This is a genomic window from Mycobacterium sp., from assembly GCF_004298145.1.
In the GTDB taxonomy this organism is placed as follows: Bacteria; Actinomycetota; Actinomycetes; order Mycobacteriales; family Mycobacteriaceae; genus Mycobacterium.
Genome location: NZ_SCRH01000023.1, coordinates 1 through 26,127, shown reverse-complemented (window position 1 = coordinate 26,127; position 26,127 = coordinate 1). Strand labels below are relative to the sequence as shown.

Sequence of the window (26,127 nt, the reverse complement as noted above, 5' to 3'; positions counted from 1 at the left end):
GCACTGTTCAGTGGGTCATACAGAATGTCTTTTTACCAAACGCTCTGTTTGATACAGTGCACGGCATGTCTGAGTCCTCGAAGGTATATGTCATCGGAGCGGGGCCGTCGGGCCTGGCGGCGGCCTGGCGGCTACACGAGGCCGGCCGCGAGGTCGTCGTGATGGAATCTCGGGATCGCGTTGGCGGACAACTGCTCTCGATCAAGCGCGACGGGTATCTGATGGAAGCCGGGACGACGATCCTGCCGGCCGCCTACGACAGCGTGATGCGGCTGGTCGACGACATCGGCATGACGAATGAGTTGATACCCGCGAACTCGCTGATGGGTTTCATGCGCGGCAATCAGATGCATTACCTGCGGGCGAACCGGCTTGTCCTGGATGCGGCGCGGACGAAGCTGCTCTCGCTGCGCTCCAAGCTGAAGGTTGCCAGACTCGCCGCGGACTCGTTCAAGCTGCGTAACCTGCTCAGTTACGAAGACCTATCTATCGCGGGCGCCTACGACACCGAGACGCCCGAGCAGTACTGCCGGCGGCGCGGTCTCGACGGCGAGCTGTACGACTACCTGATTGAACCCACCGTACGTGGCGGAGCCGGCGTGCCGGCCAGCGTCATCTCGGTGGTCGAGTTCTTCTTTTTGTGGCAGAAGGTGCTGGGCACCAAGCTGTACGCGTTTCGCGACGGGTATTCGTCGTTTCCCGAACGGCTGGCCGCGGCGATACCCGATGTGCGCCTGGGTACCGACGTGGTTCAGGTCGTCGAAGACTCCGACGGCGTGACGATCACGTTCACGGAGCCCGACGGCACGGAACACACCGAACGGGGAGCAGGTGCCATCGTCAGCTCGATGGGTAACCGAGTCCCCGATATCGTGCCGCAGCTGGATCCCGAACGTGCGAAATTCCTGCGGGAGTTGAATTACACGTCGACGATGTCGATCAACCTGGGGCTGAACCGGATTCCGGAATGCCCGGCGTCCTTCGTCGTCGTGCCCCGGCCGGTGTCCGAGGGACTCTTCGCGGTCATTCTCGAGCACAACAAGGCGCCGGGGCGTGCTCCGGCGGGCAAGGGTCTGGTGTCGCTGTTCATGATGAACCAGTGGGCAGTCGACCACATGGACGCCACCGACGACCAGATCCTGGCCGACGTGCTGCCCGACGCGGAGAAGGCAATACCCGGCTTGGGCGATGCGATCGAGTTCGTGCGAGTCAACCGCTGGTACCCGGTGCTCGTCTACAGCCACCCCGGGCTGTATCGCGCGCTGGGCCGCTTCCACGCCGCGCGCAACCTGCAAAGCCGGATTCACCTCGCCGGTTCCTACAACTCGTCGGGCAACGTCAACACGGCCACCACGGCCGGTGAGCGCGCCGCACGTGAGCTGTTGGAGGCGCTTTCGCCGGCTGCCGCGTTGACGGTGCGATAAGCATGGCCCAGTTCAACATCCCGACACCGCCACCGATGGTGTTCCCGCGGACACCGCAGACCATCGCCGAAATCGTGCTCTGGGTGGTGGTCGTCGGGTTCGTGGCGTTTGCGGTGCGCCAGTGGCGTCGGACCGGGTCGCCGCTGGGGTTGGTGCTGCTGGCGGGTGGCGGGATCGCTTTGCTCAACGAACCGCTCGACGACATTTTGGGACTGGTGCACCATCCCAGGCCGGGCCAGGATGTGGTCTTTGAGACGATGGGGCCGATACCGCACTGGGGGCTGCCCACGTACATCATCTTCTTCGGCGGTATCGCCTATGTCCTGCTGCTGGAACTGCGCAGGCTCACCTTCACGCCACGCGCGTTCTGGACGGGAATCGCGATCACCTTCGTGGCCGACCTACTGATCGAGTTGCCGCTCTTGTACTTTCGGCTCTACACGTACTTCGGGTACGGCGAGGTGCCGATGAGCATCGGTGGATTTCCGTTGTATTGGCTGTTCATCAACACCACGGGCCCGATCCTGTGTGCGGCCATTCTGTTCGCGGCACCGAGCTACTTCACCGGCTGGCGGACCGGCCTGGTGCTGTTCTTGCCGCTGGTCACCGACGCCGGCTGCAGCGCGGCGGTGGGTTTGCCCGTGTACAACGCGCTGCACGTACCCGGCGCCTCCGCCTGGGTGACGTGGGCGGGCGCATTCGCCTCCTGCGCAATCGGTTTAGCGATACTCGATGCCTCGGCGCGCTGGATCTACGCCCATACGCTGAAGCTGAGGCAAGCCACGGAGTTGGCTGCGCCCGAGTTGCAGGAGCAGGGATGAGTTGGTTCCGTGGGCATTTCGATCTGCCGGCGACTCCCGACGGCACGCAGATGCCGCAATCGGCTCAGCTCGTGGTGACCGTGGCCATGGCCGTGCTGGTTGTCGGATTCATCGGGTACGCGATGCGGGAGCTTGTCCGGACGCGGTCGGCCACCCTGGCGTTGTTACTGGCCGGGGGAGCGGTGTCGTACTTCAACGAGCCGATCGACGATGTGCTGGGACTGGTGTGGCACCCGGTCGCCGGCCAATGGACCGCGCTCGATACCTTCGCACGGGTTCCGTTGTGGGGGTTGGGCATTTACGTCGTTTTCTTTGGTGGAATGCCGTACGTGATCCTGCAGGCTCTGCGCCGCGGCCTGACCCGTCGCCGGCTGTGGGCCTGGGTGGGAGTCTTGGTGGTGGTCGACGTCGCCGTCGAACTGCCGGTGCTGGCCAGCGGCATCTACAGCTACTACGGTCACGCACCCATGCTGATCGGAGGCTTCCCGGTGTACTGGATCGTCATCAACGCGGTCGGGCCGCTGGCGCTGGCCGTGTTGCTGTTGGCCGCCGGGGACACGTTCACCGGCTGGCGCACACTGTATCTGACGTTCCTGCCGATGATGTTCGACGCGGCCGGCAGTATCGCGGTGGGATGGCCGATCTTCAGTGCGCTCAACGCCCAGGCTTCCGCGCCGGTTCGATGGCTGGCTGCGGCGCTGACCATTGCGATCGGTCTTGCCGTGCTGGACCTGCTGATCGCCTACGCGGCGCGAATGTCGGCGGCGAGGGCGAGCGGCCGCCTTGCGGCTTCGAATTTGCCGCGGCCCGGTTTGGTTACCTGAACGGGAACTGCACCGGCAGTTTGGTGTTCGGCGGTATGACGGCCTTGCCGTCGGGCGTGAGGTAACCAGACCCCTTGCCGGAACCGCTATTGTCGTTGCGACTCAACGGAACACCGGGGCCGGGGCAGGCGCGGTCAGTATCCTGGCCGCACAGTCCGTCGGTGAAGTACGACCGGTCGAGCAGATCGCGCTGCCATTCCTTGGAGTGTGTCCCGATCCAGTAGTTGGGCACGTTGTAGGTAAGGAACAACGCCACGTGCACGCCGGCCAGCACCGCAAGCGCGCGCACGACCATCTGGGTGCGGTCGGACATCCGAAGGTTTTCGGCACCGCGCTCGACCAACGTCTGCCCTCTGTCATTGCGGAAGTACCGCAGGCAGGCAACAGCGGTGAAGGTCGCCGAGACGGTGACCACTTCGTTGAGGGGGAAGGCGTGGTAGGTCCCGGTGAAGATCGCGGGGCCGCGTCCCCCCGGGTATTCCCAAATGCCGGGCGGCATGAAGATCACGCCCTCGAGGATGATGTCGAAGCCGACCATGGCGACGAAGCAGGCAACGACCAGTCCCAGTGTGCCGATCTGTGGCCATTTGGCCTTGGCCCGTCGCATGACCGCGCAACCGAGGAACATGGTGATGACGAAAACATAGACGTACAGCCCCGGCATGATGAGGATCGGCTCGACCACCATCGCGCCGGGCTTTCCGTTGGACAGCCAACCCGGGACGCTATGCACCCATGAGCCGTAGTTGATCGCCCACGAGTTGTAGGTGAACCAGTGACCGCCCTAGGCCGACAACGGATCTTGGAACCAGAGCGTCGAAAAGGCGAGAACCAGCATGCCGTCCAGAGTCAGCCTGCGCTGCCGGATGATCGGGCGTATCACGAACCAGCCGACGAGGCAGAGGCCGACGGGAATCGACACGGCCTGGAAGAAGACCATCGCCACCTTCATGTAGATCGGTGGGTCGGTCGGACCGGTTGGCACCCGCTCGAAGAACGGGCCGGTTACCCAGTCGGTCAAGACGTATGCGATGAAGACGAGGATCACCGCCCCCAGGCCTGCCCACCACTTCACCGGAACCAGCCGGCGTGGTTCCTGCGCAACCGCGGTCCGGTTGGCGGCGGCACCGGTTGACCGTGGAATCTTCGTGACGGCGGCAGGAGTCGTTGCCATGCACCTGATAATGAAACTCGACGTATCAAATTGTCAACGCTAGGGTACTGGCGCTTCGCTGTGATATCCGGAAGATGAGATCGACAGGCGGGATCTCTCCGCGGTACTCAAGATCCCCGATCCGTATGGTGCACGACATCTTTGAGATCGAATACCCCTTCGCCGCGGCGAGTCCCGATGGCGTGTTCGATGGCATCGAGCGACCAACTCCTCCGCCGGCCGCGCAGAGATGGTGAGCCGGCGCCCAGACAGGCTGTTGACGTAACGATACACACATCATATTCTCGTATCGTTAATCACACTGTGATGCGCACCATGTGGCCGCTGGGGGCCGAGGAGTTCTCTTGACGCAGATCACCGACCCGGTCCGAGGGACCTCGGAACCGGGCCGCTTCTGGACACTGGCCAACACGGGTGAAGTGACGCCGGGGGTGCTGTCCCCGTTGGACTGGAGTGTGTGGGACAGCTTCGAGCTTGCAACCCGAGAGGGCTGGTACGACCTCGGCATCATGGCGAAGTCCGAGATTTTCCTGCCGCAGGATCCCAACATGCGGCAAAGCGCGGTGTTCTTCGGTCGGCATGCGATGAACGTCGATTACGTCCGTGCCCGGATGGGCACGATCCCCGGCGGCTCCCCTGATGATTTCGAGCGCGACACCTGCGGCAGCATCCGGGATGGCTTGCCGCCGCAGCGGAACTCCTATCGTCGGGTACCCGCGATGGTATGGCGGCTGCCGCGCTGCTATCGCCGCACCAGTGTGGAGCTGATCGAATCCAACGCCGAGACGAAACGATGGTGGACGCGGGAAGTGTTGCACGGCAACGGTTCCACTGACCCCGTCGCTGATCTGCGCAATGCCAGCGTGCGTTTCCGGGAGACGATGCGACTGCATATCCGGGTGCGGACTTTCATCACCGGTGTGCAGGGTGCGCTGGTCAGTCTGGCCGACAAGGTCGGCCGCCCTGATTTGGCGTTACCTGTGTTCGCCGGTTACGGCGACATCACGGAGCTGTCGCTGGGCCGCGACATGCGCCTCCTGGGCACCGGAGAGATTAGCGCCGCGGACTTCGTGGAGCGCTACGGCTATTACGGCCCGAACGAAGGGCTGGTGTGGACGCGGGCGTGGCGCGAGAATCCCGAGGCGCTGCTGCCACGCGCGCGGGCATTGGCCGAGCGTGCTGATCCCGATGTCCGTTCCCGCGCGGCGACCGAGGCGCGGATCGATGCGGAACGTCAGATCTTGGCCGCGTGCCGGCCGCTGCAACGATCGCTGGCCAGGCAGCTCTTCGCCCACGCCGCCAGGCAGGTGCGCAACCTTGAACTGGCCAAGAGCACCTATCACATGGCCATTGACGGCTGCCGCGCCGCGGCGCGGCGCGTCGGGCTCGATCTCGCCGATCGCGGCGTCATCGACCACCCCGAGGACGTGTTCTTCTTCACCATCGCCGAGCTCGAGCAGCGTCCGCCCGTACAAGCCCGGGAGATCGTCGAATTCCGTAAGGCGCGGCGGGCCGAGTACCTGTCGTTCGACATCCCGATGACCTTCCACGGTGTGCCCGAGACGATTCCGCGTGCCACCGCCGAACCGGTAGCCGACGTCGATGCGCTCTCGGGTATCCCCGGCAGCCCGGGCACCGTCGAGGGGGTGGTGTGCGTCGTCGATGACGCCGATGACGATATCGATCCCGGTGTGGTGCTGGTGTGCCGCACCACGAATCCCAGTTGGACACCATTGTTCGGCATGGCCGACGCCCTGGTGCTCGACATCGGTGGGCCCAACAGCCACGGCCCGATCATCGCCCGAGAGATGGGCATTCCGTGCGTCATCAACGTCGGCAACGCCACCGCGGTGCTGCGCGACGGCGACCGGGTCCGGGTCAACGGCACCGACGGCACGGTCACGATCCTGGCGCGCGCCAACAACGACCTCGCAGCATACTAATCGAAGGGAAGGTTGAAACACCATGGCACGACAGACATTCGGGGACTTCGGGCACCGCGTGGTGGTGGGATCGTTCGATCCCGACCCCGCCCACATGCAGGTCGATCAACCGCTGCACGGGTTGAACGTTCAGGCGACGTGGCTCTACGGATTCTTGCGTGATGACGAGGGCCTCACCTACGGCGTCGAGCGGAAGTTCGTCGGTTCCCTGACTAGCGGCGGATTCATCATGACGCAGGACGGTGACCCCAGCCAGGAACTCAACGTGCACAAAGACTCCGGTCGTTCGGCCCGCGGGGAACTGCGCCGCGTTATCGGCGGCGTGGAACGCAAGTGGTCGGATCCGGTGTTCCAGCGTCTGCCGAAAGGCACTCTTCCCGAAGGGGAACAGCCGATGACGCTGTACTGGAACGGCGCCAATCTGGCCTATGACGAGGGCGATATCCTGTCCATCGAAGGGCCGTCGGTGGGCAACGGCATGCAGTTCTTCGTACCGTCGTTCCATGAGCCGTTGATCTACACCAGTACCTGCTACTGGATGACGGGCACCATCCAGGGCAAGAACGTTGAAGGGCCGATCTGGTACGACAACGCCTACTGGCGCCATGGCCTGGAGTGGAAAGAGTACGGCTACTTCAACGATCTGCAGATCATGTGGCAGGTGTTCTGCAACAAATTCGATGACGGCACCTTTGAGTGGGGACACCTCGTCAACGGCAAAGACGGCTTCACCCCGGGTGTTGTGATCCGCGGCAAGGAGGTTGCGGCGATGACACCGACAGTCACTGCCAAGTTCGAGTTGGATCCCGCCGGGTGGCCGCTGGCGGCTGTCTATGACGTGGCCGGTGAGAAGTACGAATTCGAGGGTCCGATTACCGGTCGCATGACGGAGTTCTCCGAATCCCGGTGGGCCAACTACCGCGCCCAGTACGGCTACCTCCGTAAGGTCGGCGATGACCGCACACTGGTCGCCGGCTTGTCCTGGCTGGAAGGGTTCGTGGACCGTCTCATCGACGAGGGCCTCGACCGTTAGCACGGACTTTCGCCGCTGCGCTTAGTGGCGTTGCGCCACCCGAGTTTTCACCGCAGGTAGTTTTTGCGGCGCACACTGCGCTCGACCTGACCGTAGCCGACCGATCCATCGGCGGCGGTGAGCCGGGCCACGCATTCGGTGAGGATCAACGTGTCATCGGGCAGATCCCAGCCGATACCATTGAGATTGTCGTTGCGGTCGGTGATCGTCACGGGCAGCGTGTGAACGATCTCGACGTCCAGTGTGGTGCTCTGGCCGTCGACACTGTCGATCCGGAGTGGGAACGCATGCGGTCCGCCGATGAGATCGGTGAGATTGGGCATGTCGACCGCGACGATCTTGGATTCCGAACCGTCGGAGAACACCGCGCCGGCCACCATTTGCAGTTGTCCATCGTGACCTCGCACCGCCATGGCGTGCACCGACACCTCGGGGAGAACAGCATTGACGAAGACGTGGCTGCCCACGCCGGCGAACGACCGTGGTCCGCTGGAGTGGTCGATGTAGCCGACTCCGTCGAGGTTGAGCGTAGTTCCCTCGAATGTCACTGTGCCGGTGGTGGTGTAGGTCTGCTGTGTGTGTCGGGAAGCCCACGCCTCGCCGTTGCCATGACCGCCGAACGGATCGAACGGTGGAGCCGCGGCGTGGGCCGACAGCTCGACGCGAAATGGTACGGCAATTCCTGCGCCCGCGGTCTTCTCGGCGAGTGCGGCAGTGGTGCACAGTTCCCCTGCGCCGTCGAACGCGAGTGAAAAGCGTTGGAATTCTTCGTCGGCGCACAGCCGCAGGTTGCCGTCGAGCACGACAGGACTCTGCCCGCTACGGCACCAGGACCGGCTCACGATGAGACGCTCGCCGGGCAGGTAGACGTTCGTCTGCACCCACCAGAGCTCGAGGTCTTCCCGGCAACGGCCGACGTGCAGCCACAGGCCGCACTGCGATTCCGGGCTCCAGGTACCGATCCAGCGTGTCTCGCTCCATCCGGCGATCTCGGGGAAAGTGGGGTGGTTGGCGTCCATCGAGCGGATCTCCTGGGTCGTCGAAGGGCAGAGTGGACGGGGCGCTTGGTTGGGTTGTCATCGAGGTGGTGTCGGTGTGTCGTGGGCCAACACCCGCACGGTGGCCGTGGCGCCGTCGACAAGGATCTGGTCACCGTCGCGGATGATCGCGGTGCCGTTGCCGGTGCCGATCACGTACGGGATGCCCAGCTCCCGAGCCACGACGGCACCGTGACTTGACGCCGACCCGATGTCGATGACCAGGGCAGTAGCGGTCCCGAACAGCGGCGCCCAGCTCGGATCGGTGTATCGGCACACCAGGATATCGCCGGAATCCAGATCGACATCGTCATTGGGGTCGAGCACCACGCGTGCTCGACCCTGGACCTGTCCGCCGCCACCGGCAACTCCGTTGGCGGCCTCGGTGGGTTGGTCATGTCGCGCTGGCGCAGACGACGCGATGCCGGTCGGCATTCCAGTGAAACTCACTGGAAGCTCGATACTCGCGTAGTGGGTGCGTTGGAGCCGTCGATACGCAATCAGCTCTTTCACATCGCAGAGTCGCCCGTTGGCGAGATCGCGATGTTCGCCGATGGTGAGAAAGAACGCGTCATCGACCTCGTCGATCAGTGCTTGCGCCACGAGTTGCCGTCCGAGGTCGCGAGCGGCGGCTCGGGCGCCGTCGAGTGCCCGAAGGTACGACGCTTTGGTCATCTCCAGATTCCGAGTCAGGTTGGCTGCGCGGCGCAGCGCAAACCGCAGTGCGAGTCGTCGGTGACGAGGAAGTTCTTGCAGGACAAGGCTTTCTGCCTCGACCCGGGAGCGTATCGCGTCGCGTTCGCGGTCGCGGGGCCGGGGCACGTCGACGCGGCCGCGGTAGGAGGACGCCAGCGCGTGCACCCGTTCGGGCTGTTCCCGCCAGGATTTCGTGTAGACATTGCCTTCATTCGGTCCGTGGAACCCGTACTCGGACAGGAAGGCCTCGATCGTCAAGTCGTTGCGGCTCACTCGCCACATATCGTCTGCTAGCGCGGTCTCGGCAACATTACCGAAGCCGCTCAGCAGCTTTCGCGTGTGTTCTGGGTCGGCCGAGGCCGCCGCTGCGATTGAGGCAACCGCGCCCTCGGCGGCCGGGACGAGGAACCGGATGCGTGAGTGCAGGTTCATCGCGTCGGCGAACCTGCCGCTGGAGGCCCGGAGGCGCTGTAACGGTGGCGTATGGGAGGCATTGCCGAGTACATCGGTGCGCCACCATTGGCGGTTGCGGGTGTGCATGGAACGGACCAGGGCGGTGGTGCGCAGCATTGCCCACGGCAGACGTACCGCGATGACGGGCAGCCGCCGACCGGCCCCTGGCTCTTGCGGCAGATCCGAACGGACGCTGCCAAGAAGGTCCCGCTCGACGTCGTCGGGGCTGACGCCGGGAAGTCGGCCCATCACGGTGCGGATCACGGCGACGTTGGCGACTTGACGGCCGTAAATGGCGGCGGTGGAGCGCTTGTTGGGATCGATGTGCATCGCGGTTTCGTGGCGGGACAAAAGACCGAAGTCGAACATCGATTGCAGCCAGGCACGTTCCAGGCCGTCACTCCAGATGTCCCAGCACAGCGGCGACAACAGATCGGGCGTGGCCTCGGCGACATTGGTGGTGGTCCAGAAGCGTTCTGGCTCACTGGATCCCGCTACAGGATCGGTGAAATGGCTGTCCGACACGGTCGTCAATTGGTACGGCTGCCGGCAGGAATTCGGTCGGCGAAGTACTCGAACCACCCGTAGCTGAAGGTCGGCACCCGAACGTCACCGCGACGGGTGGTCGACCCCGCTTGCGACCCGTAGCCACCCCATCGCGAATTGGCGAATTCGTCCATCCAGCCGGTCTTGTCGCCATGGAACTCCCAGACGTTACCGTCGGCTTCCATTGTCGAGCTGTCGATATGGCCACCCGCGTCGAACACGTAGTGCTGGGTGTGGTCGCTGGCGGCGGTCAGCACCGTGCCCTCACCGTTGAGGTCTTCGACGACGACCGCGCAGGACAGGCCCCGCTTGCCGTTGACGATCATGCCCCACTGCATCGCGCCGTCGTCGAGGAGATTGCCGAACGCATTGAAGCTGATCTCCAATTCGGCGTAGAACGCGAACTCCTTCGGTTCGATGCCGTGTGGCCAAAAGCCCTGTTCCAGGACGACGATTCCGCGCGCCGGTCTGCCCAGGAGCGTGCCTTCAGCTCGGTGGGGGACTTGCGAATAAAACCACGGCTGGTCGGGCATCGGGGCGAATGCCTGCACGCCCAGTGCGCCGGTCTGGCCTTCCAGATGCAGGATGTCACCCTCGTCCCAGGTGATATTGCTGTCGGTGAGATCAATGGTCAGGGGAGCCTCATCGGCAGGCGCCACACCGGACGCGAGTCGCTGCATCACGGGTTCGGCCCAGCGTCGATTGCCGGCAGTCGAACTGCGGCGCAGTTCTCCTCGGGCGCTGCGACTGGTGGCCGGCAGGACCTGGAGAGAGCCGTGCTCCGTCGACATCACGTAACAACCACCGGTCATGGAGCCCATGAACTTGCGCTCCACCACATAGGAATTGCCGACATCGTCCTGGAGGAATCCGTAGATGTACTGAACCTGCATGCCGAGGCCGTGGTAGGTCTTCGTCGGCAGCATCGACGCCACCGTCGGCCGAAACGCACCGACCACCGTGCGGTAGTCGAAGTCGGCGAAGGGACTGAACTCGGACATCGGGCATTCTCCTGTTCGCGCGGGCCGCATACGCGGGGTTCACGTGACGCTTGACGGGCGGTGACCCGGAGGCTAACGATACGCATGGATGATTTTTGTATCAATGGGGTCTTCTGCGGGGTAAGTTCGTTTGGCACACTGTTAGCCGTGGCTCAACCCGATCCGATTCGACGACGTTCACCGGACGAGGTGCGCGAGCGTGTCCTGAGTGCCGCGCGCGTGTGTTTCCGCCGCAACGGTGTGATGGCCACGCGGATGGATGAGATCGCCGACGAGGCTCAGCTGCTGCGGCCCAACCTGTATCGCTACTTCGCCAGTCGTGAGGCGTTGATTGCCTCGGCCCTCGAACGGGAGATCGAGATCACCAATGGCATACGGCGCGAGAAAATTCCGCTGGACGGTCCGGTGGCGGCGGTGTTGGTGGAGTCGCTGGTGCTCGGGTACGAGATTCACCGCGCCGAAGAGATGACGCAGTTGGTGGTCGTCAAGGAGATGATCGAGATCACCTCCTCGATCGTGGCGGGCGACGAGCTGATCATGGCCGCCGAGAGCGATTATTGGTATCCCGTGCTGGCCTATGGGCGTTCGCGCGGCGAGATTAACGACCGCCTCAGCGATGAGCGCATCATCCGATGGTTTTTGGCTTCGCAGGTGCAACTGTCCACCCGCAACGAGTTGTTCGACAACGTCGCCCGTGACGCACGCGAGTTCTTCGCCGATTTCATCGTTCCACCGGTCCTATCGCGGCCCTGAGTTCTCGCCGCTTTCGGCATCGACCTGTTGACCTAACGATACGCAGATAATATTCTCGTATCACTCTGGCTGTGTGACGCGGCGCACATACGCTCGCCAACGAGCCTGTCTACGCAAAGGAGCCGATTGCCATGACGGCAACCACGTCCTGGGTCAATCCCGTTCCCGTGCCCGACTTTTCGATCGCACTCGGTGCTACAACCAGCACCGTGGTGACGTGGATCTGCGTCGCCACCGCCGCCGCTTGCCTCATCGCCGCTATCGGGGAAATCATGCTCAAGCGCACCGCGGTGCTGCTGTTCTGTTGCATCGGTGGCATCTTCTGCAACGCCATCGAGCCGCTCTGGGATGTCCTGGGCCACCTGCATTTCAATCGCGGTAACACCGTCGTCTTTCAGGCGTTCGCCCAGGCCGCGTTCCCGGTGGACTATCCATTGTGGGCGGTGCTGCTCTACATCCAGTTCGGTGGATTCCAGTGCTGGGTCTTCTATTTGATGCTCAAACTCGGCGCCAGCCGCCGCACGTTCTGGACGGTGGCAGCGTGGCAGGTTGTTGTCAACGGACTGATCGAGATCCCACTCATCAACGCCAAGGTCTACCAGTACTACGGCGATCAGCCCTTCCGGCTCTTCGGGTTCCCGCTGTGGTGGGTCTTCACGAATTTCGGTGAGCTGCTCGGCGCAGTCGTGCTGTTCCTGTTGATCAAGAGGTTCGGCAACACGGGTGCCGTTTCGGCGATCTTCATCGTTCCTGCCGCATTCGGGGCATGGGAACTGTGGACGGGCTGGCCCGTCTACGCCGCCCTCAACTTCGACACTCTGTCGGTAGTGAAACACTTCGCGGCGCTCGTCTCCGCGGCCGTCACGGTGCTGACGCTCTGGACTTTCGCGAAGTTCATGCCCGTGCTGCAATCACTACCGGACTGGCATTCACTCGAATTCGACCGGGCCGGCCGCGCAGACCAGGGCGACAAGGTGGGTGCCTCCTCCAGCTAACGCCCGCACTGCCAGTGCTTGGACCGCCGACCAGACCGTCACCAGTGCAGGGGCCGTTGCATCTGACGAGCGGACCAGTGTCCCGACTCGGGGCACCCAGAATCGACGTCGAATACGGGACGAACGCACGACGGCAGGATCGGCTGTGCGTCGAGTAACGGAATCCTGTTGTGAACTAACGAATTCAGAAAATGGCGATCACAGGCCTTCGTAGGCGTGGATCAATCGTCGTAGCGCCGTGCGAAACCGCCCACCCGCGTCGTCGTTGCCGAAGTGCTGCGCTATGAGGGGCAGGGCGGGAACCGCTTCCTGATCGATGCTGGGTAGGCGAGCGCGGTAGATGTCGTGTAGCCGCTGTCCGGTGCCTGGCAGCGAGGCGCCTAACGTGAACTGCGCGAGCGCAACTATCGCTTCGACGGCTACGTCAGGCGGGAAACCCGCATCGAGCAGGACTCCCACCAAATGATCTGCGTGCGAGCGAAATTGGCTACCGGCGACCGCTTGCTGGGCAATGATCTTCGCGACCGCCGGCGAGGCCACCAACAGCTCGTACATGCCGGTGAAGAACTCCAGGAGCGCGGCCTGCCACGCAAGCCTGGGTGACGGCACGGACACGTCGGCGAGGGCGCGGTCCGCCAGCAGTTCCAGCACTTCCTCCTTGTCGGACACGTGCCGGTACAACGCACGCGGAGTGCAGCCGAGTCGGTCGGCCAAAGCTCGCATGGACACCGCGTCGAGTCCGTCGGCATCCGCTACCGCTCGCGCCTCGGCAACGATTGCGTCCAGGCTGAGGAAGTTTCGGTAGCCGCGCTCCGACGGTTCAGTCAAGCGGAATTCCCGAAGGCGGCGCGTACGAAATCGGTCCACATCGCCACCTGGCTGTCGCCGTGCCCGACCCGTCCGTTGCACTCCCATCGCGCGAGGCCGACGTTCATGTGGACATTGGACCAGGTGTGCCAATTCGCCGCTGCGCGGATCTGCCCATGCATCCGGTGCTCGGTCCCGGTCTCGTCGATGACGACGACCCGGTGGGCGACCTGACGACGTCCGGTGAAATCCCAGTCCGTTTCGATGTGGGCTGACGTGACGGTGTGCAGGCGTCCGTTCTGCCATACCCAACCGCGATTCATCGCCCGAGACAGCGCTGCGTCCTCGGCGAACCGATCACGCCACTGGGCGGTCTGGGGGTTTTCCAGGCCGGTGACGTGAACGGCATAGTCGTCTCCGAAAATGGCTACCAGCCAGTGGATTCCGGACATCCCAGTCGGATTCTCGGTGCGCGCCTCGCCCCACGAGCGGTCTCGCACCGAAAAGCCGTCCACCCGGAATTCCTCGCCGCGCAGCGTCAGCGTGCCCGACGTCCGCATCACCTGGTCGAAATGCCGGTTGGAGGGCAGCATCGCCGGCGGCATGACGGCCGTCGCGGAGACGTCCATGGAGTTGCCGCGACTCGGGTCCTCGTAGCTCATCCGGATCTCTTCGAAGGGCTTGAGCACCTGGTACCGGTAGCCGTTGGGCAGGGTGACGTCGAGGAGATCACCGCCGTCGTCGGTGATGGCCCGGTCGGGGATGAAGTCGCGCATGTCGAACAGCTCGGCTTCCAACTGGGTGCGTTTGAAGCCTTGCCAGGCCCACGCGCCGCCGCTCATCAGCCGCAGATTCGGGTGCAGCCAGATGTAGTTCAGGCAGTGCACGTCTGCCTCGGGGATGCTGAAGCCGCAGAATACCGTCTCGACGAGCGCGGGATCGCTTACCCTGTCGCGCTCGGCGCGGTGCATGCCCTCGTCGTCCGGGCCGACGGCGCCAAACGAGTCCGCGACTTGTGGATTCATGAAATACGAAGTGTTGCCGCTCATTTCGCCTTCTGAAGAATGGTGACCGTGCCGGAACCCCCATCGATGCGGATGAGATCACCGGTGCGCAGCACGAGGGTGCCGTTGCCAGTACCTATTACGCACGGCATGCCCATTTCACGCGCCACGATCGCGCCGTGCGACGACGTTGATCCGATGTCGATGACCGCGCCGGCGGCCAAATGAAACGCCGACGCCCACGACGGGTCGGTGGTGCGGCAGACCAGGATCTCGTCGGGCTCCAAGTCATCGAGATCGTCGGCACTGGCCAGCACGCGGGCACGGCCCTCGGCCACCCCATGCGCTGCGGCCACACCCGTCAACGAAGCCGTTCGGTCTTCGGCATGCTCTCCCAATTTGACCGCGATGGGAGGACCCACCCAAGCGTCGGGCACGTCGATCTGTTCGTAAGCGGTACGCAAACAGCGCCGTGCCGTCACCAACGCGCGGGCGTCCACCGGTGGAGCGCCCCGGATCTCATCGAGGGTCAGGTAGAAGACATCGTCCACGTCATCGATCACATCGGCCGCGACCAGTTCACGACCGCGGACGCCGCAGGCAGCTCGCGCACCGTCGAAAGCTTTTGCAAGCGCGGCCTTTCCTTCTTCCCGCAGTGGAATGAAGGTGGCCCCCAGTCTCAGCAGCAGTTGGCCCAGGGGGCGTTTCCACCGCGGCAGGGCCGCCAGCAATTCGCGCTCGGCCCGCTGCCGGGCGCTAGCCCGGGCCGCCGCCTGGGCGTGGGGATCGGGCCGATGCGGAGCGCCCTTGTACTTCTCCACCATCCGCTGGACCAATTCCGGACGCTCCCGCCACGACGGATTGGACACCTCGATTTCGCCCGCACACCGAAAGCCGTACTCGGCGAGGAATTCCGACATGGTTGACCTGTTCTCTGCGACATCATGCAGTGCCGCAACGAATTCGGTCTCCACCATCTGGCCATAACCGGTGGACAACTCGAGGTGCAGCCCCGGCCGACCGACGGACTCGGCCAGTTTGGCGAGCGCGTCAAACACCCCTTGCGCCACGAAAGTTCCGGCAACGTGCACCCGCATCGCGTACTCGAGCATCTCGAACGACTGGGCGAATTGTTCGTCGACCGGACGGGCCAGTCCGTCGGTCGAGGTAGCGAGCCGCCACCAGGTATCTATCTTCCGGGACATCTCACGAATGCGCCGCGGCAGGAGCACTGCCGTGATCGGCGCTTTTGTGGCCACGAACAAATAGCGCCGTCTGCTCGATGAATCCGGTACGACGTCCTCGCGCGAGGAGCCGAAAATCTGCTCCTCGAATGCCGCGCCCGATTGGCCGGGAATCAGATCGCTGATTCGGCGGAAGTAATTGATGCTCGCTGTGTAGCGGCCGTAGAAAACCGTCGAGGAAGAATCCTGCGCGGTCTTGCCCACAACCACCTCGTCACGGCGCAGCACGCCCAGATCGTGGAAGGTTCCGTTGACGCCCAGATCACTGATCGGCAGCCATAGCGTCGCGCCGAGCGGGCTCATGACGCCTTGGTAGTTCTCCCGGGTGTTGATCGTCGACCAGGCGTCATTCGGCCCGGACACACGGTGCATCGGGTTGGGCGCGTGCAGGTCCAGCGTCATTGGCCCTCGCCGGTAAGTGGGTTGTCCGACGCGGTCAGTGCGTCGGTACCGGCGCCGAGATTCGCCACCACTGCCTCGGCCGCGTAGTCCATGAGCGCATGTATACGGTGTGTACTTCTATTTCGTCAAGGTGTGTGAAGCAGATTTCGGCGCACCGGCGATCTATGCCAGGTTCACCTCGATGGCGCCTGCGACGACCACGGCCTTCGGCGTGCGGCGGAATTTAACCCCGGATACACACGCCGTGTAACGAGTTCCCTCGCGTGCGGGCACCGTTGATGGTGATCACCGAAACACCGTGGGTGACGACCATCGCGCCTCATTCGATGCGACGACTGCGCGCAGTAACCTTCGGTACGTGGCCGACATCATCCTGCTGAGTGCCCAGGGCCGGATGCTGCTCGCAGTCGCAGAGGACGCCGGGCGGCCGACGGCGCAACTGGCCGCGGCCGCCGGCATGACGGTGGGCGCAGCGGAGGCCGTGCTCGCAGAGCTCGTCGATGCCGGTTGTCTGGATACCGCCGACAGCTCTTATTCGGTGAACTCGTCGGCGCAGGTGCGTCTGTCCGGCGAGCGACGGATGGCGGTCGGCGCTGTGGTGGCGGCCATGCTGGGCGGCGAGGGAATCGGGTCGCTGCACGCGACGCGGCGCGATGTGGTGCGGGCCCGGTTGCTGACCGCGATCGAGGCCCTTTTCGACCACGGTGAGACATTCGCGGGACTGACGGTGGAGCGGCTGATCTCGGAGGCGGGGCTGTCGCGCTCGACGTTCTATACCTATTTCACCGACAAGACCGAGCTGCTCCAGGAGTTGGCAGCCGACGTGCTCGAGGAGTTGTTGTTCGACGCCGCCGCGCACTGGTGGGAGCGCGATCGCATCGCGTCACGGGAGGAACTACACGAGGGAACCCGTCGGATCATCCTCGCCTTCGTCAAGCACCGCGTCATCATGCGGGCAATGAGCGATGCCGCGGCCACCAACGCCGCCATCCGCGAGCAGTGGGGCGGTCTGATGCGCGAGTCCGCGGGCCTGGTCGCTCGCCACATCAAAATCGGCCAGGCGGCCGGATTCATCGACGCGAGTTTGGATCCGGAAGCGACGGGAACCTGGCTCAACTGGGCCGCCGAGCGCAGTCTGACGATGCTGGTCGCACCGTCGACCCCCGACGATGCCGCGCGCTGGCACACGGTGATGACGGATCTGTATTGGAACGTCCTTTACCGCGGGGCGGCGTGAGCACCCGCGTGCGGGCGCCCGTGCGGGAGCTGCGTGCGCAGGCGCGCGTTCGGCTCATTGCGATTGCCGAACGGCTCGTCGACACGGGCCTGGCCTACTCGACAATCTCGGTCGAGCGACTGACCCGCGAGGCGGGGATGCCGCGCACCCGCTTCTACAGCTACTTCGACGACAAGGCCGACCTTCTCCTCGCCTGGTTCGACTCGGCCCGGCCCGAGATCGAAGATGCAACCGCGAAATGGTCTGGCCTGCAACGGGTTAACTCCAATCAGCAATTGCGATCTGTGTTACGCGAGTTGCTTGACGCCCACAGGGTGCGGCGGTCGCTCTTTGCGGCGATGTCGGAGGGCGCGCCCACCGACCCGCGCCTGCAGTCGGCGTACGAGCAGTTGCTGCAGACGATCGCATTGGCGCTGCGCGAGCACATCGAGCGGGGCCAGCGTGAGGGTTGGATCGATCCCGGTCTGCTCAGCGCCGGTACGGCGGACTGGCTGATCTGGGGCTGGGAGCGTAACGCGTCGATGGTGTCCGACTGGGCGACGGACGCCGAAATCGCGAGATCCCTCGATGGCTTCACCAGTTTCGTCTGGGGCGCGCTCTACCGTTGCGCTGCTGACACTGTGTCCGACTAGCCAGGACAGACTGTCGACACTTGGTTTGATGATTCTGGACACGGTGTTGACAACGAAAACCAAACTGTGATCGGATTCCCACAGCGTGACGTGCTTCACACGTCGCGGTAGCACGAGACGTGCCCAGTGGGAGGGTCTGAATGAGGGATATCAGGTATGGCGCATGCGGCTCGCTGACCGACGTGACGATGAATCGGATGGCCGCCCAGATGTTCGAAGCTCAGGGCTACGACTTCATGATCTGGCCCGATCAGATGGGCATGACGATTCCGCGGTCGATCTGGACTCCCGACATCGCGCCGGGTTCGGAAGTCTTCGACATCGACACGAACTTCGACGCGTGGGCGCTGTGCGCCGACGCCGCCGCTCACAGCGAGCGGATCAATCTGGGCATCACCGTCAATGACGCGATCCGGCGCGGCCCGGCCAACTATGCGCAGATGGTGCTCACCATGGACCACCTCTCCCAGGGCCGCTACTTCCACGGGATGGGCGCCGGCGAAATACGCCACTTCAAGCCGTACGGCCTGGCTCGCAACAAGCCCTTCACCCACCTCGAAGAATCCATCAAGATCCAGAAGTTGCTGATGGACGCGGACGGGCCGGTCAGCTATGACGGCCCGATCTGGAGCCTCGATAAGGCGGTGATGACCGCCATGCCCTATGGCGACAAGGCGCCGCCGATCCTGGTCGCGGGTGGTGGTCGCGCAATGAAGATCGCCGCCGAGTACGCCGACGGCTGGATCACCATGCTGCCGGCGGCGGGCGACCCGGATCACTACGCGGCTCAGGTCCGCCAGATCAAGCGGTGGGCCGAGGAAGCGGGCCGCGATCCCGAGGCGTTGCGTTTCTACGCCCTGATCCTGGGGCTGATCTGCGCCAGTGACGACGAGACCGAGGCGGTGGTGAACCATCCGCTGCTGCGCTTCGATTCGATCGCGCTGATTCCCGACGTGAACGTGTTCAACAGCTGGGGAATCATCGAGCACCCGATCCGCCCCGACTACAACTACTCTCGCGACATCATCTCGACCGACTGGTCCCGCGAGGACACACTGGCGGTGATCGACAAGGTGCCCCCGTCGGTGGTTCGCAGGGCCCGTGCGTGCGGCACCCCGAAGCAGGTCGCCGATCAGCTACAGCCCTACATCGACGCGGGCCTGGACTGGCTGAACATCATCAATTACGCGGCGTTCGTGGGCAGCGGCAACTTCGCGGACAGTGCGGCTTCGCTCGCGCTGGTCACCGAGACGGTGCGGCTGCTGCGCGAACGCAACGGTCAGCCGATCCCCGAGGGAATGGCGGGCGCGGCGGCAAGCGGGGCGGCGCTGTGACCGCGGCACAGCGCTCCGTCGATGTCATCGTCGCGGGTGCGGGTCACAACGGCCTGGTGGCGGCCGCCTATCTGGCCAAGGCCGGCCTCGACGTCCTGGTCCTGGAGGCGTCACCGGTCTTCGGTGGGATGACGGCCACCAACGCGATCTTCCCCGAGGCCCCCGACCACCTGGTCAACGAGGGTTCGGTGCAAGCCTCGCTATTCCGCACCACCACCATCGACGCCGACCTCGAGTTGTCGACGAAGTACGGTCTGCGGCAACGGGTTACCGATCCGGCCCATGTGCAAATGCAGCTCGACCACCGTTCCCTCGCGCTGTGGCGCGACCCCCGCAAGGTCGCCGACGAGCTGCGGTACTTCTCACCCCAGGATGCCAAGGCCTACCTAGACATGTACGAGGTGATCGCCGCGGGCATGGAGATCGGGTTACCGCTCATGCAGACCAACCCGCGCCATCCCGAGTTCCCCGCGGTGCGCAAGTTCCTGGTGCGGGCCGCACGGCACAGCCGCAAGCTCGGCGAGATCATCCGGTGGGCAGGTGCGACGCAGGCCGAAACCGTCGAGGAGCGCTTCGAATCTGACATCATCAGGGCGGCACTGATGATCGGACTGCCGTTCATGAACTACCACTCCGACGCCAGTGGTTGGTCGTTGATCTACCTCGGCATCCTGTCCAAGTACGGCGTGTCGATGTTCGAAGGCGGCACCGGCGCGTTTCCGCGCGCGCTGTCCCAAGTGATCGCGGACAACGGCGGCCGAATCCGCACCAGCGCCAAGGTAACCCAGTTGGTCGTCCGGGCGGGGCGGGTGGTCGGCGTCGAGGTCAACGGTGACGAGCAACTGTATGCGCGCCGCGGTGTGCTGACCGCGTTCTCGCCCAGCCAGACGCTCAATCGCCTGTTGCCCGAGGGCGTTCTGCCGCGCAGGCAAGCCAACCGGGTTGCGCACATCCCGACCAGCGGCCGCGGGTTCGCCGACGCGAAAGTCAATGTGGTGCTCAAAGGCAAGATCACGATGAAGAAGATGGAGCAGTGGCGCGGTGACGGGCTGAACCTGAAGGTCCCGTTGAACAGCTTCCACACCTATCAGGAGACCCTCGACGCGCAAAAGGCCTGCATCCGCGGCGAGGTGCCCGATCACGTTCCCGGCCTCGGCTACTGCACCACCGCGTTCGACCCGTCGCTCGGCCCCCCGGACAAGGACACCTGGTGGTTCTGGACCGGTCTGGTGCCCTTCGACCCCCACACCGGCTGGGACGCCGCGCGCAAGGCCATCACCGACACCGTGATCGAACAGTCCTCGTTCTACTACGAGGGCCTCGATGAGCTCGAGATCGCTCGAAAGTCGTTGATGCCGCCCGACATCGAGGAGCGGTTCAACGCCGTCGACGGAAGTGTCTATCACGTCGACCCGGTGATCACCCGGTTCGGCCCCGCCAAGCCCGCCTGGGGGTTCGCCGGCTACAGCACGCCGGTCCCCGGACTGTTTCTCAGCGGTTCGGGCACCCACCCCGTCGCGGGTATCAGCGGCATGCCGGGCCAGAACGCCGCGAAGACGATGATCAAGCTGTTCCGCCGCGAGGACAAAAAGGGCGTCGCCAATCACGCGGTCGAGGAGGCGCGGGCCCGGGACCGGGCGCTGTCGAATTCCGCTGACGCCCAATCCGATCGCTCGTAACTTCCGACCCCCGACCACTTCCGCAAAGGAGACCCTCGTGCCGCACGCGACCCACCCACCCGAATCCGACAGATACCTGGCGCTGCCCAAGGCCGGCGCCAACTGGGACCCGGCCATGCTCTACACCTACTACCACGGCATGCACATCCCCGAGGAGCGGATCGGCGCCTACATCTACTTCCTGGGCAGGCCCACCTTCGGGGTGTGCCAGGGCGGCGTCCTGATCTTCCAGGGCGACCAGAACTTCGACCCGCTCGACATGGCCTACATGGACTACGAGATGACCATGCCGTGGCCCACCGTCGACGAGAAGTCCCTCACAACGGACAATGGCCTGCGCATCGAGTTCGTGGAATTGGGACGCACGAATCGCCTGACCTACACCAGCCCGAATGGTGAGGCCAGCTTCGACTTGATCGCCGAGGCGGTGACCCCGCTGTACGCGCGTGGACACATCATTCCCGGGGAGGATCTGCACGGCGATCCGGCGCTGACACCCGGCGGCACCGAACAGATGATGCACGTGACCGGCGAACTAATGTTGCGTGGAAAGCGTTACGACGTCGACTGTTACAACCCGCGGGACCGGTCGTGGCGACAGATTCGCACCGAGTCCAAACATCGCCGGGCCCAGATCCCGACGCTGCCACCGGTGGGCTGGACCCCGATGTACTTCGGTCCCGACCTCATCTTCAACTCCGCCGGTTATGTCTCCCCGAGCACGAATCCCAACTGGACGGGCCTCTACGACGTGGATCCCGCCAAACCCTCGCACTACTTCGCGTGGATCATGGTCGACGGCGAGGACCTGCCGGTCACCAAGGTGATCCGCACGGTGCACGAGAGCCACCCGGTGCTGTATTCGGCGCAACGCCAAGAGGTCGAGGTCGAGGTGGAGGGCGGCCGGCGATTCCACTTCTACGGTGAGACAACGGCGATGTGCAACGCCGTCGCGTGGCCCAACGCGGCCATCCGCGTCGGTACCGCACACTGGCGCTCCGACGACGGACGCGAATGCGACAACACCTATCAGGAAATGTGGTTCGACGACATCTACATGCGGACCATGAACGAGCGTGCGGGACAACGTGTTTACCGCTCACCCGCCCCGGCGCCAACGGGGGTGTGACGCGAGATGTTCCCGACCCGAGACCGAATGACGGATCTCATCCTGCCGAATCGACAGCCGGGTGAAACGCTCGACCCACACCTGATCTACACCTACGCTTGGCTTTTCACGGTGCCCGAAGACGAGATCAGCATCTTCGCCTACGTCAAGTGCAAGCCGTACTTCTCAATGTCGGAGGGCGGCCTGTGCGTCTTCCGCGGCCTGGACAATCTCGACCCGCCCGATATGGCGTACATGGACTACCAGATGACCATGCCATGGCCGGATTTCGAGAACGGGGTGTTGACCATGGCCAACGGGCTGCGAGTCGACATCCTCGAGCCTGGCAAGCGATTCCGGATCACTTACCGCAGTCCGGACGGCAAGACGGCACTGGAGGTTGAGTCGACGGGTGTCACACCGCTGCTGGCCCGCGGACACGTGATACCCGGCGAGGATGCGCACGGCGCAACGGGGGAGCGGGCCAAGGGGGGCTCGGAGCAGATGATGCGCAACATGGGTCAGCTGGTCCTCGACGGCCGACGCTACGAGTTCGACAGCGTCGACGGGCGCGACCGGTCCTGGGGGCAGGTCCGCTCGGAGTACCGCGACGCGATCGTGTTCCCTCCTGCCATCTGGACGCCGGTCTGGTACAACGACTTTGCTTTCAACCAGGTGGGATACGAAGCGCCCGGCACCGATCCGTCTTGGGAAGGCGTGTTCGACGTACCGGCCGACCGGCCGACATTCCACAACGCCTGGGTGATTGTCGACGGGGAAGTGCGGCAGGTGGCGTCAGTACACCTCAACGCCACCGCGCGACACCCGTACCTGCACATGGTGTCCGCGTTCGAGGTCTCTGCGGTCGACACGACGGGCGCCACGCACGAACTCACCGCGGAGGCCATGGCCATGACCGCACTGCCCACCTGGAACCATTCGATTCTGCGGCAGGCGCTGTACCGCTGGCGGGACGCGAAGGGCCGGGTGGCCTACAACTCGGCGCAGGAAATGTGGTGGGACCAGGCATTCCAGCACTCAATGAATCGCCGCTCACCCAGATCGGCACTCCTGCACAGCGAAGTCTGAGCTGTGACAATCGCCGATTTCAATCTGGACGGCCTGATCGAAGACAGCCGGGTACACGGTTCGCTCTACACCGATCCCCAGATTTACGCCGAAGAGCTGCGACGCATCTGGTATCGCGGCTGGGTTTTCGTCGGACACGACAGCGAGATCCCGGCACCGGGTGATGCCATCCGCCGCGCGATAGCGCACCGTCCGGTCACCCTGCTACGCCGTTCCGACGGCACGGTGGACATAGACGGCGTAGCGCGGGCGGACTCCATCCACGGCTTCGTCTTCGGATCCTTCGCCGCCGACGGACCCGGGCTCGACGAACACCTCGGCGACGCGACTGCGGTTTTCGACCAGATCGCGCGGCTGTCCCCGACGGGCAAGGTCCGCCTGGACTGCGGCTGGCTCGAACACGAGGTCAATGCCAACTGGAAGCTGCTGGTGGAGAACGAGGTTGACGGGTATCACCCGACGTTTGTGCACGGCTCCATCTTCTCGGTGGCAAGAGGGCCACTGACCGGGCTGTTCGACGGGCGGTCGGTGGCGGGTGCACGCGCGCTCGACCAAGGCCACACCGAATTGGTGGTGGCGCCCCAGTTCCGGCAGGCGGGACCGCTGTCCTGGGTAAGCGCTACACCGGCACAGATGCCCGAATACATGCAGCGCATGCACGACGCCTACGGTGAGCGAGCCGACGAGTACATCCTCGAGGGGCCGCCGCACGCGATGATCTTCCCCAATTTGTTCATCGCCGAGATCCAGGTATTCGTCATCGCGCCGTGCGCCGTGGACCGTACGGTGCAGTTGGTCACCGCCCTACAACTCGACGATGCGGCCGAACTGAACTCGAAACTCTTTCGCAATACCATGGGCTCAGTCGGGCCCGCCGGACTGCTATTGGCCGACGATGCCGAGATGTATGAACGCAACCAACGAGGGGTGACCGCCCGTCATCCGGAATGGTTGGACCTCAGCCGTGGGCTGGGCCGCGAATACCGCGACGCCGACGGTCATCTCGCCGGGCACGTCACCGACGAGGTGACTCAACGGGCGATCTGGCGACACTACCGGCAGGTGATGGCTTGAACGACAAGGGCTTTGCAGATCCACTGCACCAGCCAGGGGGCGAAAACACCTGCTGGACAACGATCAACGCCGAAGAGAACCTGGTCGGTGTCGTCGACCCGCTCAGCGGGACGTTCTGGCTGGAGCCGGTCAACCGAGGCACCCTGGGAGCGTTTGCTGACATGGGAGTGGTTCCCGAACGCGATGTCGTGCATGCCGCCGACTCCGATCGGCGCATCTCGTCGCTGATCTGCGGGCGTTATTCGGTCAACGTCGATCTCGTTCGCCGCCTGGCCGACTCGATGCCGGGCACCTCGGGTGACGCGATGGAGCGCGACCTGTTCGGCAATCCGCGTGAGGGCATTCCCAGCCAGCGCTCGCTGCGGCGCTACCCGATCGTGGCCGTGAAGGCGCCGGGCGCGGCGCTGGGCGTTGCGGGGCGGATCAACCGGGAAATGCCGGTCAGTCAGCGTTGGTGGCAGCGGTCGATCGCCGAACTCAAGGACGCCGACGCCGCCACCGCTCGGGCGAAACTCCGCGAGGGGCACGACCATATGACCGCGATGATGCGGCCGCACACCTTGGGCACCATGCTCATTCAGGGCGTCCTGGGACGCGTCCGCACGCTCGTGGAGAGCGTCGGCAGGCCCGAGCTCGAACTGGAGTTGTCCCGCGGCCTGGGCTCCTTGCAAGAGGTGAACATGTTGAACCGGCTATGGGGAGTGTCCCGCGGCCACGGAGATCTCGACGGTTTCCTGGCCGAGTACGGGTTCCACTGCCCGGGCGAGGGCGCCGTGACCAGTGTGGCGTGGCGGGAGGATCCGCGCGCACTGCACGCAACAGTCGACTCGTACCGCGCAATGGACGAGGACCGGGCTCCGCTGCGCAGCGCCGCGGAGGTCGGAAGGCGCCGTCGCGCAGCAACGGCCGAGTTGATGGCTGCGCTGCCCCCACATCGCCGTCCGGCCGCCAAGATGGTGTTGTCGCTGAGCGACAAACTGTGGGCGTTGCGTGAGACCGGCAAGGCCACCTACTTGCACGGCATTGACGTCGCGCGCGCCGCCGTGCGTATCGTCGGGCCGTCGATGGCCGCCGACGGAATGATCGATACCCCAGACGATGTCGCGTTCCTGACGATCGACGAACTGAAGGCCGGGGTATCACGCGACTACCGCGCGGAGGTCGAATTTCGCCGCGCCCGGCGCGACACGTACGCGGCATTCGATGTCCCGCAGACCTGGGAGGGCACACCCACCCAGATAGCCAAACACGCCGACACCACCTCTACCGTGCGCATCGAGGGTCTGGCGGCCAGCCCCGGAGTCGTCGAGGGCCGGGTGAAAGTGGTCACCGATCCGAATGCAGCGGAGCTGCAGGAAGGTGAGATCCTCGTCTGCAAGTCGACGGACCCGTCATACGGAACGTTGTTCATGCTTGCGGCGGGAGCCGTCATCGACGTCGGTGCGCCCTCCAGCCATGGGGCCATCGTCGCGCGCGAACTCGGAATTCCGTGTGTGATCAACACCCGGATTGGTACCCGAGCCCTGAAGAACGGCGACGTTGTTCGTATCGACGGTGGCAGAGGCGTCGTCGACGTCCTCGAGTCGGCGCGACGGCGCAGCCCGACCCGCTAACGTCGGCAGCACCAGCTCGCCACCTCGACATCGTTGTAAACGCCGCGTTCGCAGCGGATTACCGTATCGCTCCGGGCTCGTCGCCGCGTTAGCGGAAGTCCATCCAGTGTCCGTGTGGGGTCCAGCCCATGTGGAAGGGGAGTTCGATTTTGCAGATGGGGCCGGTGGTGATGTCGTCGGTGTCGAAGATTTGGAATTCGCCGC

General features: G+C 64.4%; 22 protein-coding genes and 1 pseudogene. 15 read left to right on the top strand and 8 right to left on the bottom strand.

Features of this window, described 5'->3' with window-relative positions:
* Positions 1-65 precede the first annotated feature (65 nt).
* From EPN51_RS08350 to EPN51_RS08340, 3 genes are read left to right on the top strand one after another with little or no spacing between them, the layout of a single operon-like run.
* Positions 66-1,424: an NAD(P)/FAD-dependent oxidoreductase gene (locus EPN51_RS08350; RefSeq protein WP_293040236.1), complete on the top strand. Its 1,359-nt coding sequence runs from the start codon at positions 66-68 to the stop codon at positions 1,422-1,424.
* A gap of 2 nt (positions 1,425-1,426) precedes the next feature.
* On the top strand, positions 1,427-2,245 hold the full coding sequence (locus tag EPN51_RS08345) for a hypothetical protein (protein ID WP_293040233.1): 819 nt from the start codon (positions 1,427-1,429) through the stop codon (positions 2,243-2,245).
* On the top strand, positions 2,242-3,069 hold the full coding sequence (locus EPN51_RS08340) for a hypothetical protein (protein WP_293040229.1): 828 nt from the start codon (positions 2,242-2,244) through the stop codon (positions 3,067-3,069). Before EPN51_RS08345 ends, EPN51_RS08340 begins: the two co-directional genes overlap by 4 nt.
* Here the strand turns inward: EPN51_RS08340 and EPN51_RS08335 are convergent.
* Together EPN51_RS08335 and EPN51_RS08330 are read right to left on the bottom strand one after the other, a co-directional pair.
* A pseudogene (locus tag EPN51_RS08335) lies at positions 3,062-3,832 on the bottom strand (spirocyclase AveC family protein); the annotation flags it as partial. The gene EPN51_RS08340 and the pseudogene EPN51_RS08335 overlap by 8 nt on opposite strands.
* Before the next feature lie 21 nt (positions 3,833-3,853).
* Entirely contained in the window at positions 3,854-4,243 is a 390-nt protein-coding gene (locus EPN51_RS08330; protein WP_293040226.1) for a hypothetical protein, read from the bottom strand.
* Between the two features lie 344 nt (positions 4,244-4,587).
* Here EPN51_RS08330 and EPN51_RS08325 point away from each other — a divergent pair, with 344 nt between their 5' ends.
* Both EPN51_RS08325 and EPN51_RS08320 read left to right on the top strand, forming a co-directional pair.
* The gene (locus EPN51_RS08325; protein WP_293040224.1) at positions 4,588-6,186 is read left to right on the top strand and encodes a PEP-utilizing enzyme; all 1,599 of its coding nucleotides are present in this window, start codon (positions 4,588-4,590) and stop codon (positions 6,184-6,186) included.
* A gap of 22 nt (positions 6,187-6,208) precedes the next feature.
* Positions 6,209-7,219 carry a hypothetical protein gene (locus EPN51_RS08320; protein ID WP_293040221.1) on the top strand — a complete coding sequence of 337 codons (1,011 nt, stop codon included), beginning with the start codon at positions 6,209-6,211 and terminating at the stop codon, positions 7,217-7,219.
* 47 nt (positions 7,220-7,266) lie between these two features.
* Here EPN51_RS08320 and EPN51_RS08315 read toward each other — a convergent pair whose 3' ends face one another.
* Genes EPN51_RS08315 through EPN51_RS08305 form a run of 3 tightly spaced genes read right to left on the bottom strand, consistent with a single transcriptional unit; the run spans position 7,267 to position 10,952 of the window.
* Entirely contained in the window at positions 7,267-8,238 is a 972-nt protein-coding gene (locus EPN51_RS08315) for a hypothetical protein (RefSeq protein WP_293040219.1), read from the bottom strand.
* A 57-nt stretch (positions 8,239-8,295) separates the two neighbouring features.
* Positions 8,296-9,930 carry a PEP-utilizing enzyme gene (locus EPN51_RS08310; protein ID WP_293040217.1) on the bottom strand — a complete coding sequence of 545 codons (1,635 nt, stop codon included), beginning with the start codon at positions 9,928-9,930 and terminating at the stop codon, positions 8,296-8,298.
* 5 nt (positions 9,931-9,935) lie between these two features.
* The gene (locus tag EPN51_RS08305) at positions 9,936-10,952 is read right to left on the bottom strand and encodes a hypothetical protein (RefSeq protein WP_293040215.1); all 1,017 of its coding nucleotides are present in this window, start codon (positions 10,950-10,952) and stop codon (positions 9,936-9,938) included.
* Between the two features lie 147 nt (positions 10,953-11,099).
* Here EPN51_RS08305 and EPN51_RS08300 point away from each other — a divergent pair, with 147 nt between their 5' ends.
* Positions 11,100-11,705, top strand: a complete 606-nt coding sequence (locus tag EPN51_RS08300; protein ID WP_293040213.1) for a TetR/AcrR family transcriptional regulator — start codon at positions 11,100-11,102, stop codon at positions 11,703-11,705.
* Between the two features lie 131 nt (positions 11,706-11,836).
* Positions 11,837-12,700, top strand: a complete 864-nt coding sequence (locus tag EPN51_RS08295) for a hypothetical protein (RefSeq protein WP_293040210.1) — start codon at positions 11,837-11,839, stop codon at positions 12,698-12,700.
* A 198-nt stretch (positions 12,701-12,898) separates the two neighbouring features.
* Here EPN51_RS08295 and EPN51_RS08290 read toward each other — a convergent pair whose 3' ends face one another.
* Genes EPN51_RS08290 through EPN51_RS08280 form a run of 3 tightly spaced genes read right to left on the bottom strand, consistent with a single transcriptional unit; the run spans position 12,899 to position 16,157 of the window.
* Positions 12,899-13,528, bottom strand: coding sequence for a TetR family transcriptional regulator (locus EPN51_RS08290; protein ID WP_293040208.1), 630 nt, complete (start codon positions 13,526-13,528; stop codon positions 12,899-12,901).
* Positions 13,525-14,556, bottom strand: coding sequence for a hypothetical protein (locus EPN51_RS08285; protein WP_293040205.1), 1,032 nt, complete (start codon positions 14,554-14,556; stop codon positions 13,525-13,527). The genes EPN51_RS08290 and EPN51_RS08285 overlap by 4 nt, the downstream gene beginning before the upstream one ends.
* Positions 14,553-16,157: a PEP-utilizing enzyme gene (locus EPN51_RS08280; protein WP_293040203.1), complete on the bottom strand. Its 1,605-nt coding sequence runs from the start codon at positions 16,155-16,157 to the stop codon at positions 14,553-14,555. The genes EPN51_RS08285 and EPN51_RS08280 overlap by 4 nt, the downstream gene beginning before the upstream one ends.
* 358 nt (positions 16,158-16,515) lie before the next feature.
* Here EPN51_RS08280 and EPN51_RS08275 point away from each other — a divergent pair, with 358 nt between their 5' ends.
* The 8 genes from EPN51_RS08275 (at position 16,516) to EPN51_RS08240 (ending at position 25,923) form a co-directional block, all read left to right on the top strand.
* Positions 16,516-17,394 (top strand): TetR/AcrR family transcriptional regulator, encoded by an 879-nt coding sequence (locus tag EPN51_RS08275; RefSeq protein ID WP_293040200.1) that lies wholly within the window; start codon positions 16,516-16,518, stop codon positions 17,392-17,394.
* Positions 17,391-18,026 carry a TetR/AcrR family transcriptional regulator gene (locus tag EPN51_RS08270; protein ID WP_293040198.1) on the top strand — a complete coding sequence of 212 codons (636 nt, stop codon included), beginning with the start codon at positions 17,391-17,393 and terminating at the stop codon, positions 18,024-18,026. The genes EPN51_RS08275 and EPN51_RS08270 overlap by 4 nt, the downstream gene beginning before the upstream one ends.
* 140 nt (positions 18,027-18,166) lie before the next feature.
* Positions 18,167-19,360 carry an LLM class flavin-dependent oxidoreductase gene (locus EPN51_RS08265; RefSeq protein WP_293040196.1) on the top strand — a complete coding sequence of 398 codons (1,194 nt, stop codon included), beginning with the start codon at positions 18,167-18,169 and terminating at the stop codon, positions 19,358-19,360.
* Positions 19,357-21,039 carry an NAD(P)/FAD-dependent oxidoreductase gene (locus tag EPN51_RS08260; protein WP_293040194.1) on the top strand — a complete coding sequence of 561 codons (1,683 nt, stop codon included), beginning with the start codon at positions 19,357-19,359 and terminating at the stop codon, positions 21,037-21,039. The genes EPN51_RS08265 and EPN51_RS08260 overlap by 4 nt, the downstream gene beginning before the upstream one ends.
* A 37-nt stretch (positions 21,040-21,076) precedes the next feature.
* On the top strand, positions 21,077-22,168 hold the full coding sequence (locus tag EPN51_RS08255; protein ID WP_293040192.1) for a tyrosine protein kinase: 1,092 nt from the start codon (positions 21,077-21,079) through the stop codon (positions 22,166-22,168).
* A gap of 27 nt (positions 22,169-22,195) precedes the next feature.
* Entirely contained in the window at positions 22,196-23,236 is a 1,041-nt protein-coding gene (locus EPN51_RS08250; RefSeq protein ID WP_293040190.1) for a tyrosine protein kinase, read from the top strand.
* Between the two features lie 3 nt (positions 23,237-23,239).
* Positions 23,240-24,310 carry an SRPBCC family protein gene (locus EPN51_RS08245; RefSeq protein ID WP_293040185.1) on the top strand — a complete coding sequence of 357 codons (1,071 nt, stop codon included), beginning with the start codon at positions 23,240-23,242 and terminating at the stop codon, positions 24,308-24,310.
* On the top strand, positions 24,307-25,923 hold the full coding sequence (locus EPN51_RS08240; protein ID WP_293040182.1) for a PEP-utilizing enzyme: 1,617 nt from the start codon (positions 24,307-24,309) through the stop codon (positions 25,921-25,923). Before EPN51_RS08245 ends, EPN51_RS08240 begins: the two co-directional genes overlap by 4 nt.
* The last annotated feature ends 204 nt before the right edge of the window (positions 25,924-26,127 follow it).